The sequence below is a fragment of the Allobosea sp. P4_H5 genome, from assembly GCF_056400825.1.
This window is the reverse complement of sequence record NZ_JBFUKM010000004.1, coordinates 434,463-447,340: the sequence shown is the minus strand read 5'-3', so window position 1 is coordinate 447,340 and position 12,878 is coordinate 434,463. Positions and strand designations below refer to the sequence as shown.

Below are 12,878 nucleotides of genomic sequence, written 5' to 3'. Positions count from 1 at the left end.
ACCATGTCGACCATCATCACTCGCCGCACTCTTCTTGCCGGTGCTGCTGCCAGCTCGGCCCTGCCGCTGGTCGGCGCGCGCGCCCAGGCGCCGTTCGGCGTCGGCTTCGTCTATGTCGGCCCGATCGGCGACCATGGCTACACCTGGACCCATGACCAGGGCCGCCTCGCGCTGGAGAAGCACTACGGCAGCAAGATCAAGACCAGCTTCATCGAGAACGTCGCCGAGGGCCCGGACGCGGCACGCGCCATCCGCCAGCTCGCCCAGGCCGGCAACCAGCTGATCTTCACCACCTCGTTCGGTTTCATGAACCCGACGATCCAGGTCGCCAAGCAGTTCCCGAAGATCTTCTTCGAGCACGCGACCGGCTATCAGCGCGCCGAGAACGTCGCGACCTACAATGCCCGCTTCTACGAGGGTCGCGCCGCGATCGGCACCATCGCCGGCCATATGTCGAAGACCGGCCAGGCCGGCTATGTCGCCTCCTTCCCGATCCCCGAGGTGGTGATGGGCATCAATGCCTTCCATCTCGCGGCGAAGAAGGTGAACCCCAACTTCAAGACCAAGGTGATCTGGTGCTCGACCTGGTATGACCCGGCCAAGGAGGCCGATGCGGCCAAGGCGCTGATCGACCAGGGCGCCGACATGATCACCCAGCACACCGATTCCGCCGCTCCGCTGCAGGCGGCCGAGCAGCGCGGCGTCTTCGCCTTCGGCCAGGCTTCGGACATGAAGGCCTTCGCGCCGAAGGCGCATCTCTCGGCCATCGTCGACGACTGGTCGGGCTACTACATCAAGCGCGTCAAGGAGGCGATGGACGGCACCTGGAAGACCGGCGACGTCTGGCATGGCCTCAAGGAAGGCATGGTCAAGCTCGCGCCCTATAACGACGCCATCACGCCGGCGGCACGCGCCGCCGCGGACGAAGTGCAGAAGGGCATCATCGCCGGCACGCTCCACCCCTTCACCGGCGAGCTCAAGGACCAGAAGGGCACGCTGCGCCTCAAGGCCGGCGAGACCGCCAGCGACGAGATGCTCTCGAAGATGGACTGGTACGTCGACGGCGTGCAGGCCTGAGAACGGCAATCAAGGAAACGTCATGCTCGGGCTCGTCCCGAGCATCTCTTGCCTAAGGAGGCTCCTCTCGGCGCCTTCTCGTCTGATTCTCGGGTCTGCGCTTCGCTCCGCCCGAGAATGACGCTCCCCCAACGCAAGAAAATTTCCCCACGAGTCCCCCTTGCAGATATTTTAAGCTTGAAACAATATGGCCGCCGACGCCGCACGGACAGGGATGGGGAACCCCGCCGGCGGCCGCATCTGGCACGTCCTGGGAGGACATCAGACATGACGCTCAAATTCACCCTGTCGCTCGGCGCCGGTGTGCTCGCACTCGGGCTCGCCACCGCCCAGGCGCAGGAGCCCCTGAAGATCGGCGTGGTCAGCGTGCTGACTGGGCCGGCGGCAGCGCTCGGCCAGCAGGTTCGCGACGGCTTCCAGCTCGCGGTCGACCAGAACGGCGGCAAGCTCGGCGGCGTGCCGGTGCAGATCACCGTGATCGACGATGAGCTCAAGCCCGATGTCGCGGTCGGCAAGGTGCGCAGCTACGTCGAGGGCGGCAAGGTCGACTTCGTCGTCGGCCCGGTGTTCTCGAACATCCTCGGCGCGATCGCCAAGCCGGTGCTGGACTCCGGCGCGATCCTGATCAGCCCGAATGCCGGCCCCTCGACCATGGCCGGCAAGGCCTGCCACCAGAACTTCTTCGTGACCTCGTACCAGAACGACCAGGTCCACGAGGTACTGGGCAAGTACGCGCAGGACCAGAACTACAAGAAGGCCTACATCATCGCGCCCAACTATCAGGCGGGTAAGGACTCGCTCGCCGGCTTCAAGCGCTACTTCAAGGGCGAGGTCCTCGACGAGGTCTATGTGCCGCTGAATGCGCTCGATTTCTCGGCCGAGCTCGCCAAAATCGCCTCGGCCAAGCCGGACGTGGTCTTCGCCTTCCTGCCCGGCGGCCTCGGCGTCAACTTCGTCAAGCAGTGGTCGCAGGCCGGCCTGACCGGCAAGGTGCCCTTCCTCTCCGCCTTCACCGTCGACGAATCGACGCTGCCGGCGCAGCAGGACGCAGCGGTCGGGATGTTCGGCGGCATGACCTGGGCGCCCAACATGGACAACCCGCAGACGAAGAAGTTCGTCTCGGCCTATGAAGCCGCCTACAAGATCGTGCCCGGCTCCTATGCCCAGCAGGCCTTCGACGCGGCCCAGCTGATCGACTCGGCCGTCAAGGCCGCCGGCGGCACCGCCGACAAGGACAAGCTGCGCGCCGCGATCAAGAAGGCCGACTTCACCTCGCTGCGCGGCAAGTTCAAGTTCAACACCAATGGCTACCCGATCCAGGACTTCTACCTGGTCAAGGTCGCCAAGCGGGCCGATGGCAAGTTCCAGACCGAGATCGCCCAGAAGGTGTTCGAGGACTACGCCGACCCGCATGCGAAGGATTGCGCGCTGAAGTGACGGCGACATCCTTCATCGCGACCTGAATGGTCATCCCGGGTGGGCACCAGCCCGACCCGGGATCCATGCCAGACCGATCGATGTTCAGGCATGGATCCCGGCTCTCCGCTTCGCTGCGGCCGGGATGATGGCATCTGTTTTTCTCAAGCCGAGTTGCGCAAGCGCATGACCACCGGCCTCCTCATCGTCCAGATCCTGAACGGGCTGCAGTTCGGCATCCTGCTGTTCCTGGTGGCGGCAGGGCTGACGCTGGTCTTCGGCGTGATGGACTTCATCAACCTGGCGCATGGCGTGCAGTACATGCTCGGCGCCTATCTGGCGGTGACCTTCGTCGCCTTGACCGGCAGCTTCGTGCTCGGGCTCGTCCTGGCATTGGCGGCGGCGCTGGTCTTCGGCCTCGCGCTCGAATTCCTGGTCTTCCGCCATCTCTACGAGCGCGACCATCTCGACCAGGTGCTGGCGACCTTCGGGCTGATCCTGCTGCTCAACCAGGGCGTCAAGATGATCTGGGGCGCCGCCCCCCTCTCCGTGCCGCTGCCGGCGTTCCTGACCGGCAACGTCGCGCTGATGGACGGCATCCTTTACCCCACCTATCGCTTCGCGCTGATCGGCGCCGGGCTCGGCGTCGGCGCCCTGCTCTGGTTCATCGTCGAGAAGACCCGCACCGGCATGCTGCTGCGCGCCGGCGCCTCCAATGCGCCGATGGTCTCGGCGCTCGGCGTCGACATCCGCAAGCTGTTCATGATCGTCTTCGCCTTCGGCACGATGCTGGCGGGCTTCGCCGGGGCGATGGCGGCGCCGATCCTCTCGGTCGAGCCCGGCATGGGCGACACCGTGCTGATCCTCGCCTTCGTCGTCATCGTCATCGGCGGCATCGGCTCGATCCGCGGCGCCTTCGTCGCGGCGCTGATCGTCGGCCTGGTCGACACGCTCGGCCGCTCCTTCATGAACGATCTCCTCAGGTTGTTCATGAGCGCGCCCTCGGCGCGCGCGACCGGCGCCGCCCTGTCCTCGATGCTGATCTACCTGTTGATGGCGGTGGTGCTGTTCGTGCGACCTGAAGGCCTGCTGCCGGCACGAGGCCGGACATGAGCGCGACGACGACAGCCGAGGTGACCAGCGTCGCCCCGCCGCGCGAGCGCGCCAAGGTCCTGCTGCCGGCCATCCTGTTCCTTCTGCTCGCCCTGGTGCCGCTCGCCGTCTCCATCGGCATGCCGGCCGGCTGGCTCGCCTTGCTGACGCGGGCGCTGATCTTCGCCATCGCCGCGCTCTCGCTCGACCTGATCCTTGGCGTCGGCGGGCTCGTCTCCTTCGGCCATGCCGCCTTCCTCGGCATCGGTGCCTATGTCACCGGCATCATGATCACCGAGGGCAAGAGCGAGGCGCTGGTGATCCTGCCGGTGATCCTCGTCGCCTGCGCCCTGTTCGGCGCGATCACTGGGGCGGTCTGCCTGCGCACGCGCGGCGTCGCCTTCATCATGATCACCCTCGCCTTCGGCCAGATGGTCTATTTCCTGGCGCAGGCGCTCTCGGCCTATGGCGGCGATGACGGGCTGACGCTCTATGAAAAGAGCACCGTCCTCGGCTTCAACCCGTTCGCGAACCGGACCTCGTTCTATTACAGCGTGCTGATCGCGCTCGCCGGTGCCTATCTGCTGGTGCGCGGCCTCGTCGCCTCGCGCTTCGGCCGGGTGCTGCGGGCGGCGCGCGAGAACCCGACCAGGGTCAGTGTCACCGGCTTCGACGTCACCCGCGTGCGCCTCATCGCCTATGTGATCAGCGGCATGCTGGCGGGCCTGTCCGGCTTCTTCCTCGCCAATCATACCGAGTTCGTCAGCCCGGCCTTCATGTCCTGGCAGCGCTCGGGCGAACTGATCTTCATGGCGGTGCTCGGCGGCGTCGGCTCGCTGCATGGCGCGATCATCGGCGCCATCGCCTATCTGATCGCCGAAGATGCGCTCTCGCATCTCACCGAGCATTGGCGCGTCATCTTCGGACCGATGATCATCCTGTTCGTGCTGTTCACCCGCGGCGGCATCGTCGGGATGCTGCGCAAGCTGGGTACGCGCCATGACTGATCCGGTCCTTGTTCTCGAGGCGTTGAGCAAGTCCTTCGGCGCGCTGAAGGTCACCGACGGCGTCAGCCTCGCGGTCGCGCCCGGCGAATTGCACGCGCTGATCGGCCCGAACGGCGCCGGCAAGACCACGCTGGTCCACCAGATCTCCGGCATGCTGACGCCGGATGCAGGTGCTATCCGGTTCCGTGGCCAGGACGTCACCGCCTTCAATGCCGAAAAGCGCGCCCGCCATGGGCTGGCGCGGACCTTCCAGATCACCTCCACCATCGCTTCGCTCTCGGCGCTGGAGAATGTCGCGCTCGGCGTGCAGGCCAAGGCGAGCCATCCGCTCTCCTTCTTTCGCAACGCCGCCGGCGACGAGCGCCTGAACAGCCCTGCCCGCGCGGCGCTGGATGCGGTCGGCCTCAGCGAGCGCGCCCACGTCCCGGCCGGCAGCCTGTCCCATGGCGAGAAGCGGGCACTGGAGATCGCCATGGCGCTGGCACTGGAGCCGGCGGCGATCCTGCTCGACGAGCCGCTCGCCGGTGTCGGCAAGGAGGAAGGCGAACGCCTGATCGCCCTGCTCAAGAGCCTGAAAGGGCGCTACGCCATGCTGCTGGTCGAGCACGACATGGAGGCGGTGTTCGCGCTCGCCGACACCGTCAGCGTGCTGGTCTATGGCCGCGTCATCGCCTCCGGCGATCCGGCTATGGTGCGGGCCGATCCGGCAGTGCGCGAAGCCTATCTCGGCGAGGAGGGCTAGCCCGTGCTGACGGTCGAAAACCTCGATGCCGGCTATGGCGAGGCGCAGATCCTGTTTGGCGTCGACCTCTCAGTCGGTGCCGGCGAGGTCGTGACCCTGCTCGGCCGCAATGGCATGGGCAAGACCACGACGGTGCGCGCCATCATGGGGCTGATCCGGCCGCGCGCGGGCCGCGTCAGCTTCGGCGGTGTCGACCTCACTGGCAGCGCGCCCTTCCGGCTGGCGCAGGCCGGCATTGGCCTCGTCCCCGAGGGCCGCCAGATCTTCCCGACGCTCTCGGTCGAGGAGAACCTGATCGCCACCGCCGCCAGCCGCTTCGGCTCGGCACGCTGGACGCTGGAGCGCGTCTACGCCTTCCTGCCGCGGCTCAGGGAGCGCAAGACCAATCGTGGCAACCAGCTCTCCGGCGGCGAGCAGCAGATGCTGGCGATCGGCCGCGCCCTGATGACCAATCCCAAGCTCGTCATCCTCGACGAGGCGACCGAGGGGTTGGCGCCGATCATTCGGCAGGAGATCTGGTCCTGCCTCGCCGCGCTGAAGGCCGAGGGCGAGTCGATCCTGGTGATCGACAAGAACGTCGATGCGCTCGCCAGGATCGCCGACCGGCATGTTGTGTTGGAAAAGGGTCGCGTCGCCTGGCGCGGCAGCAGCGACGACCTGCGCAGCGACAGTGCGGTCAAGGACCGCTTCCTGCATCTTTGAAGGAGAGCAAACGATGAAACCGCTCACAGCCGGCGTGACCAAGGCCAATGAGGGGATCGACGCGATCGCCTGGAACATCCTCGGCCAGACCTATGTGCCAAAGATGCTGAGCGAGGACAGCTTCTCCTGGCACGCCACCTTCCCGCCCGGCACCTTCGTGCCTCCGCACATCCATCCGACCCAGGACGAGTTCATCTACATGCTCGAGGGCCGGCTCGACCTCGTGCTCGACGGCCAGGAATCGCATGCCCTGCCCGGCGACCTGATCAAGCTGCCGCGCAACATCCCGCACGGGCTGTTCAACAAGAGCGATGCCCCGGTGAAGTGCCTGTTCTGGGTCGCTCCCACGGGGCGGCTCTACGACCTGTTCTGGGCGATCCATTCGATGAAGGAGCAGAACCCGGCCGAGGTCGTCGCCCTGTCGGCGCGCTACGAGATCGACTTCCTGCCGCCTCCGCCCGACGGCGCCTGAGCAAGGGCGGCGCAGTTAAGGTTAAGGAAGACTTACTGCTGCAACCAGGAGCATGAACGGGCATTGTTTCAACCTGAGCTAGAGCAAAGGCTGGGGCCATGCCCGCTACGATCAGTTTCATCGAACGCCGCCGGTCGACCCGCAACCGGACCCTGATCGGCGGGAAGGTCATCTTCAACCAGCGCCAGTCGACGCTGGACTGCACGATCAGGAATCTGTCTGAGGACGGCGCACTGCTGGTATTTCCGAACAGCGTCGTCCTGCCCGAGCTGTTCGAGCTCTATTTTCCGCTGAAGCGCGAGAGCCGCATGGTGCGCAGCCGCTGGCGCGACAGCGAGCGCATCGGCGTCTCCTTCGCCGCCGCGACAAGGCAGGACGACGCCCCGATCCCGCTCGACCTGGCGCGACGGCTGCGTCAGCTCGAACAGGAAAACACGGCACTGAAGGCGCGCATCGTCGAGCTGACGGAAGGCGCCTGATTTCCGGCTGAATTTGGCCGGCTTGCGCCGCCGACATCGCGCCCCGTTTCGAGGGGATAGCGATGAAACGACTCTGGCTCGCTGCGGGCATTGCCGCCGTGGCTTTGGGCGCCACCGCATTCGTGCAGAACACCGCGCTGCTGGCGCCTGCAGCGACGGGGCGCCCTGTCCTATTGGCGCACCGCGGCCTGGCACAGACCTACCCATCCGGCGGCGTCACCGATACGACCTGCACGGCGAGCCGGATCAATCCGCCGGAGCACCCCTATCTCGAGAACACCATCGCTTCGATGGACGCGGCCTTCGCCGCGGGCGCCGACATCGTCGAATTCGACACCCACCCGACCACCGACGGCCAGTTCGCCGTGATCCATGACTGGACGCTGGACTGCCGCACGAACGGCACGGGCGTCACCCGCGAAAAGACGCTGGCCGAGCTCAAGGCGCTCGACATCGGCTATGGCTACACGGCGGACGGCGGCAAGACCTACCCGTTCCGCGGCAAGGGCGTCGGCCTGATGCCGTCACTGGATGAGGTGCTGGCGCGCTTTCCTGACCGGCGCCTGCTGATCAACGTCAAGAGCAACGATCCGCGCGAGGGCGAGGCTCTTGCCGAGCGCCTGCTGAAGCTCCCTCCGGCACAGCTTTCCCTGCTGATGGCCTATGGCGGCGATCGGCCGATCACGGTGCTGCGCCAACGCATCCCGACCCTGCGCACCATGTCCAAGGAGGCGGAGAAGCGTTGCCTGATCCATCACCTCGCACTCGGCTGGGCCGGACTCACACCGCAATCCTGCGAGCGGCAGCTGCTGCTGATCCCTTCCAACTACGCCAGCTGGATCTGGGGCTGGCCGGCGCGGTTCACTGGCCGCATGCGCGCCGCCGGCAGCGAGGTCATCGTCGCCGGCCCACTGGTCGGCGGAGACGGCTCCGCCGGCATCGACCGGGCCGAGGATCTGGCTGCTCTCAAGCGGCCCTTCCCCGGCATCTGGACCAACCGGATCGACCGGATCGCGCCGCTCGTGCAGGCCGAGCGGCGTTGAGGCAGCCTCAGCCTTTCGCCGGCTGCGCGACCGAGAGCACGGTCTTGCCTGCATAAGCCTTCACAATCTGCTCGCGCTTGCCATAGGGCAGGACGCGCTCGACATCGTCGAAACCGTTGGGCGCCAGCGCCTCGACCGCATCGATGACGCGCTCGGGACCACCGGCGCGGTTCATCGCGACGATCTCCGCCGTCGCCGGCAGACGCAGCGCCTCATAGGCGGCGAGCGCATGGCGCGGGTGCTCGGCCTTGACCAGGAGGTCGGCGAGGCAGCGCGCATCCAGGATCGCCTGCGATGCGCCGTTGGAGCCGACCGGATACATCGGGTGGGCGGCGTCGCCGAGCAGCGTCACCCGGCCATGGCTCCAGCGCGGCAGCGGATCGCGGTCGCACATCGGATACTCCCAGAAGGTGCCGCTCGCATGGATCAAGGCGAGGATGTCCAGCCCGGGCACGGTGAAGCGCTTGGCGAAGGGCAGCACGTCCTCCAGCCGCCCGGCCTTCGACCAGGCCTCCTTCGGCGGCGGCTTGGCGGGGTCGCCCGTGCGGATGTTGACGACCCAGTTGGTCAAGCGCGTGCCCGGCTTCTTGCCCTCGGCGATCGGGTAGAGCACCAGCTTGCCGGCCATGCCGCCGGCGATGATCATGCTCTCGCCATCGAGAAAGGCCGGCCAGTCGCAGGCGCCGCGCCACATCTGGACGCCGTTCCAGCGCGGCCCGCCCTGGTTCGGAAAGTAATGTGCCCGTACCGTCGAATGGATGCCGTCGGCTCCGATCAGGATATCGGCGCGCGCCGTTTCGCCGCCCTCACCCAGCTTCGCATCAGCGAAATGCGCGGTCACCCCGCCCTCGTCCTGCAGGAAGCCCTGCAGGCGGCGGCCGGTGCGAATAGCATCCGGCCCCAGCCGCTCCGCAACGGCATCGCGAATGACGCCCTGGAGCCGGCCGCGATGGATCGAGAACTGCGGCACCGGAGCGCCCGCGTGCAGTCCGCGCAGCTCGCGCCAGACGGTCTGGCCGAAGCGGTTCATGTAGACCAGCTCGCGTGTCCGGATCGCCACTGCATCGAGGGCCGGCAGCAGGCCGAGCTCGGCCAGTTCGCGAATCGCGTGCGGCAGCGTGTTGATGCCGACGCCGACCTCGCGGATCTCGCTCGCCTGCTCGTAAACTGTCGCGGCGATGCCGCGTGCGTGCAGCATCAGGGCCAGTGACAGCCCCCCGATGCCGCCGCCGATGATGATGGCCTTCATGCCGCGTTCCGCTCCCCTGAATTATTTCAAGCTTCAAATAATTCAGGGCAATTTGTCAATCGCTCCACAAAGCTGGTGAAAACCGCCGCAATTTCGCGGCTTTTGACAGGAACGAAGCCGATTGCTGTGCGTATGTACGGCCGTTGCCGTCGTGTTTCGGCGGCAAGCATGCCAAATGGCGGGTTCGTGCGCGAGAGCGCGTCGATTCGCCGCGTTGCGCCCGTATCCGTTGGGATTCGGCGCAGCGTCAATTTTAACAACATTGGTCTCTAGGAGGTTTTCATGACCAAGAACGAACTGATCGCCGCGATCGCGGACGAGACGGGCAAGACCAAGGCCGATGTCTCGGCCATCCTCGGCTCGCTCGCCGGCGTCGTCGCCAAGACGCTGAAGTCGGGCGGCGACGTCACGCTCGGCGGCATCGGCAAGCTGGCGGCCGCCAAGCGCGAGGCCCGCGAGGCCCGCAACCCGTCGACCGGCGCGACCATCAAGGTTCCGGCCAAGACGGTCGTGAAGTTCAAAGTCACCAAGGATCTGGCCGACGCCGTCGCCTGAGCCTTGTTAGACAGCGGCGGCCCAGAGCCGGGTCCGACCAGCCTGCCTCGCAGCTTGATCGGGACCGGCCCTAGGCCGCCGCAGCTTGACCTTGAGGCGCTGCTGGCCACAGTAGCGCGATGTTCCTCCGCCTCTTCACCGATCTGCGCGCTGCCAAGGTCCCGGTGACCTTGCGCGAATATCTGGCGCTGCTCGAAGGCGTCGAGGCCGATCTCGCCGAGTACCGCGTCGACGAGTTCTACTATCTCGCCCGCACCTGCCTGGTGAAGGACGAGCGGCATCTCGACCGCTTCGACCGCGTCTTCGCCGAGGTCTTCAAGGGCGTCGAGACCCTGGGCGAGGCCTTCGAGCAGGTCGGCATTCCCGAAGAGTGGCTGCGCAAGCTCGCCGAGAAATTCCTCACCGACGACGAGAAGGCCCAGATCGAAGCCCTCGGCTGGGAGAAGCTGCTCGAGACGCTGAAACAGCGCCTCGCCGAGCAGAAGGGCCGGCATCAGGGCGGCTCGAAATGGATCGGCACGGCCGGCACCTCGCCCTATGGCGCCTATGGCTACAATTCCGAAGGCGTGCGCATCGGCCAGGACAAGAACCGCAACTTCCGGGCGGTGAAGGTCTGGGACAAGCGCGAGTTCAAGGATTTCGACGACACGCGCGAATTGGGCGTTCGCAACCTGCGCATCGCGCTGCGCCGCCTGCGCAAATTTGCCCGCACCGGCGCGGCCGAGGAGCTCGACCTCGACCAGACCATCACCGAGACCGCCAAGCACGGCTATCTCGACGTCAAGCTTCGGCCCGAGCGGCACAACGCGGTCAAAGTGCTGCTCTTCCTCGATATCGGCGGCTCGATGGACTGGCATATCGAGTTGGCCGAGGAGCTGTTCTCGGCGGCGCGGGCCGAGTTCAAGCATTTCGAGCACTTCTACTTCCACAACTGCCCCTATGAGCGGGTCTGGAAGGAGAACCGGCGCCGACACGACCAGGTGATCCCGACCTTCGACGTGCTGCGCACCTACCCGGCCGATTATCGCCTCGTCTTCATCGGCGACGCCTCGATGAGCCCCTATGAGATCGCCATGCCGGGCGGCTCTGTCGAGCATTGGAACGAGGAGGCCGGCGAGGTCTGGATGCGGCGGCTGACCGAGCGCTTCCCGAAATCGGTCTGGCTCAACCCCGTCCAGCAGCATCTGTGGGGCTACACCCAGTCGATCCGTCAAATCGGCGGGCTGATGGGCGGCCGGATGTTCCCGCTGACGCTCGACGGCCTCGACGGTGCGATGAAGGCGCTGACACGCTGATCTCTATGCGATGCGATCCGTGGGCGTACCTTGGTGGAAAACCAACTGCCAACGCCCCTCGCGCCATATCCAGATCGAACTTCGCAGCGAGTGCGACGCGTTGCCCGCCACCTGACGAGTTGAGCGGTAGGTCAACAAGGCCACGCCATCGGCCAACTCTTTGACGCGGAAATGCGAAGCAGTTCGTTCGGCCAATTCGAGGCTGCCAGCTTCGCCAGCCAGCGCTTCGACGGTCTGCAGCTTGTCATAGATGCGGCCGGAACGGCCGAATTCGACAAAATCGTCGACCAGCAAATTGGCGACGTCGCCGGGCGCGGATCGCACCTGCGGCGTCAGAAGCCGCTCTTCGAGGCTCCGCAGCACCGCCAGCAATGCTTCATCGTCGACCTTCGGTGGGCTTCGATCAGCCATGTCATCTCCAAAGGCTCCAGCGAGAGCCAAGACAAGAGCGCGAGCAGAGGCTAGAGCCTGCATCATGGACAATCCCGACGATACAACCCTGCCCTTCTGGCGCCAGCGGCCGCGGCCGATCGGCTTCGAGATCGCCTATCGGCTCAAGGGCGACACGCTGGAGATCGATTCGACCCGCAAGGTCGATCAGGTCAGGCTCTCGGCCGTCGAGCAGGTGCGCTTCATCTATGCACCCAGCAATGTCTCGTCGAAGGGCTTCCGAACCCAGCTGCGGCTGAGCGATGGCCGGACGATCAGCTTCGGCAACCTGTCCTGGCGCTCGCTCACCGACATCGACCGCGACGATGCGCGTTATCATGCCTTCGTCGCGGCGCTGTCCGCCGCGATCGTGCGTGCCAATCCCAAGGTGCGCTTCCTCGCCGGCAAGCCCTATCTGCTCTGGCTGGCACTGGTGATCGCCGGCGGCGGCGCCATGCTGATGCTGACCTTCTTCAGCCTGCGCGCCTTCCAACAGGGCGCGACCGCCGCCGCGGGGCTCGGGCTCGGGCTCGCCGCGGCCTCGTTCTGGCAGGTCTGGCCGATGATCAGGCTCAACCGGCCGAGGGACCTCGCGAGCGGCGAGGTCCCCGACGATCTCGTCCCGGGCCGCCTCGCGGCCTGACGTTCGCTACCTGACCACCAGCACGGAGCACTTCGCCCGGCGCACGATGGTCGAGGCATTCGAGCCGATCACATAGGCGAGCATGCCAGGCTCGTGCGAGCCGATGACGATCAGGTCGGCACCGCTGGCATCGGCCTCGGCCAGGACCTCGCCATGGACCGAGCCGACCAGGACCTTGGCCGAGACGCGCTCAGCCGGAAGGTTCACCTTGGCGGCGATCTCGGCGAGCTTGGCTTCGGATTCGGATTGCTGGCCGGCATCGAAATCCGCTGGCACGAATTCCATGTAGGTGATCGGCACCAGCGAGCGGACATAGATCAGCCTGATCGAGCCTTCGGACTGGGTGGCGAACCCCTCGGCCGCGGTGATGGCAGGACCTGCCAGCTCGGCCTCGGCGAGATCGACCGGGACCAGAATCGATTTGTACATCGCATCCTCCTCCGGCGTGGCCCGCCCGGCCGCATGGTCGAACGATCGGAACCGACGCCTACACACTATGTCGGAGCACATTCCCCTATGGGAAGAGCGTCGCGTCGTCGCGATGGGCTCCAGCGTCCGACAGCGCGATCATGGCCGGTACAAACGCGGCCGTCCTTGCGGTCGATCAATCCGGCTGATGCATGCTGGCAGGGGTGGGCGGAATAGACCCGCTTCGTCATTCCGGGGCGACGCGTCTG

The 12,878-nt window shown here is 66.2% G+C and carries 15 protein-coding genes; 12 read left to right on the top strand and 3 right to left on the bottom strand.

Annotated features, from left to right (window positions below; genetic code table 11):
* Positions 1-3 precede the first annotated feature (3 nt).
* The 9 genes from AC1DS0_RS11245 to AC1DS0_RS11205 all read left to right on the top strand — a co-directional run bounded on the left by AC1DS0_RS11245 (position 4) and on the right by AC1DS0_RS11205 (position 8,030).
* Entirely contained in the window at positions 4-1,077 is a 1,074-nt protein-coding gene (locus tag AC1DS0_RS11245) for a BMP family ABC transporter substrate-binding protein (protein ID WP_454026011.1), read from the top strand.
* A gap of 267 nt (positions 1,078-1,344) precedes the next feature.
* Positions 1,345-2,514 (top strand): ABC transporter substrate-binding protein, encoded by a 1,170-nt coding sequence (locus tag AC1DS0_RS11240; RefSeq protein WP_476814418.1) that lies wholly within the window; start codon positions 1,345-1,347, stop codon positions 2,512-2,514.
* A gap of 165 nt (positions 2,515-2,679) precedes the next feature.
* Complete coding sequence (locus tag AC1DS0_RS11235; RefSeq protein ID WP_476814417.1) at positions 2,680-3,606, top strand: branched-chain amino acid ABC transporter permease; 927 nt, start codon at positions 2,680-2,682, stop codon at positions 3,604-3,606.
* A complete protein-coding gene (locus AC1DS0_RS11230) occupies positions 3,603-4,592 on the top strand; it encodes a branched-chain amino acid ABC transporter permease (protein WP_476814416.1) in 990 nt (329 codons plus the stop codon). Before AC1DS0_RS11235 ends, AC1DS0_RS11230 begins: the two co-directional genes overlap by 4 nt.
* Positions 4,585-5,334, top strand: coding sequence for an ABC transporter ATP-binding protein (locus AC1DS0_RS11225; protein ID WP_476814415.1), 750 nt, complete (start codon positions 4,585-4,587; stop codon positions 5,332-5,334). Before AC1DS0_RS11230 ends, AC1DS0_RS11225 begins: the two co-directional genes overlap by 8 nt.
* Before the next feature lie 3 nt (positions 5,335-5,337).
* On the top strand, positions 5,338-6,036 hold the full coding sequence (locus tag AC1DS0_RS11220) for an ABC transporter ATP-binding protein (RefSeq protein ID WP_476814414.1): 699 nt from the start codon (positions 5,338-5,340) through the stop codon (positions 6,034-6,036).
* A gap of 13 nt (positions 6,037-6,049) precedes the next feature.
* Positions 6,050-6,508 (top strand): cupin domain-containing protein, encoded by a 459-nt coding sequence (locus AC1DS0_RS11215; RefSeq protein ID WP_476814413.1) that lies wholly within the window; start codon positions 6,050-6,052, stop codon positions 6,506-6,508.
* Positions 6,509-6,606: 98 nt separating this feature from the next.
* On the top strand, positions 6,607-6,987 hold the full coding sequence (locus AC1DS0_RS11210) for a PilZ domain-containing protein (protein WP_476814412.1): 381 nt from the start codon (positions 6,607-6,609) through the stop codon (positions 6,985-6,987).
* Between the two features lie 62 nt (positions 6,988-7,049).
* On the top strand, positions 7,050-8,030 hold the full coding sequence (locus AC1DS0_RS11205) for a glycerophosphodiester phosphodiesterase family protein (protein ID WP_476814411.1): 981 nt from the start codon (positions 7,050-7,052) through the stop codon (positions 8,028-8,030).
* 7 nt (positions 8,031-8,037) lie between these two features.
* On the opposite strand, the gene AC1DS0_RS11200 is transcribed toward AC1DS0_RS11205, so the two are convergent.
* The gene (locus AC1DS0_RS11200; protein ID WP_476814410.1) at positions 8,038-9,279 is read right to left on the bottom strand and encodes a flavin-dependent oxidoreductase; all 1,242 of its coding nucleotides are present in this window, start codon (positions 9,277-9,279) and stop codon (positions 8,038-8,040) included.
* A 282-nt stretch (positions 9,280-9,561) separates the two neighbouring features.
* On the opposite strand from AC1DS0_RS11200, the gene AC1DS0_RS11195 reads away from it, so the two are divergent.
* Together AC1DS0_RS11195 and AC1DS0_RS11190 are read left to right on the top strand one after the other, a co-directional pair.
* The gene (locus tag AC1DS0_RS11195; protein WP_066468590.1) at positions 9,562-9,834 is read left to right on the top strand and encodes an HU family DNA-binding protein; all 273 of its coding nucleotides are present in this window, start codon (positions 9,562-9,564) and stop codon (positions 9,832-9,834) included.
* Positions 9,835-9,953: 119 nt separating this feature from the next.
* Entirely contained in the window at positions 9,954-11,129 is a 1,176-nt protein-coding gene (locus tag AC1DS0_RS11190; RefSeq protein ID WP_476814409.1) for a vWA domain-containing protein, read from the top strand.
* A gap of 3 nt (positions 11,130-11,132) precedes the next feature.
* Here the strand turns inward: AC1DS0_RS11190 and AC1DS0_RS11185 are convergent, their stop codons facing one another.
* Positions 11,133-11,540, bottom strand: coding sequence for a nuclear transport factor 2 family protein (locus tag AC1DS0_RS11185; RefSeq protein ID WP_476814408.1), 408 nt, complete (start codon positions 11,538-11,540; stop codon positions 11,133-11,135).
* Positions 11,541-11,604: 64 nt separating this feature from the next.
* Here AC1DS0_RS11185 and AC1DS0_RS11180 point away from each other — a divergent pair, with 64 nt between their 5' ends.
* Positions 11,605-12,201, top strand: a complete 597-nt coding sequence (locus tag AC1DS0_RS11180) for a hypothetical protein (protein ID WP_476814407.1) — start codon at positions 11,605-11,607, stop codon at positions 12,199-12,201.
* 6 nt (positions 12,202-12,207) lie between these two features.
* On the opposite strand, the gene AC1DS0_RS11175 is transcribed toward AC1DS0_RS11180, so the two are convergent.
* Complete coding sequence (locus AC1DS0_RS11175) at positions 12,208-12,630, bottom strand: universal stress protein (RefSeq protein WP_152017214.1); 423 nt, start codon at positions 12,628-12,630, stop codon at positions 12,208-12,210.
* Between the last annotated feature and the right edge of the window lie 248 nt (positions 12,631-12,878).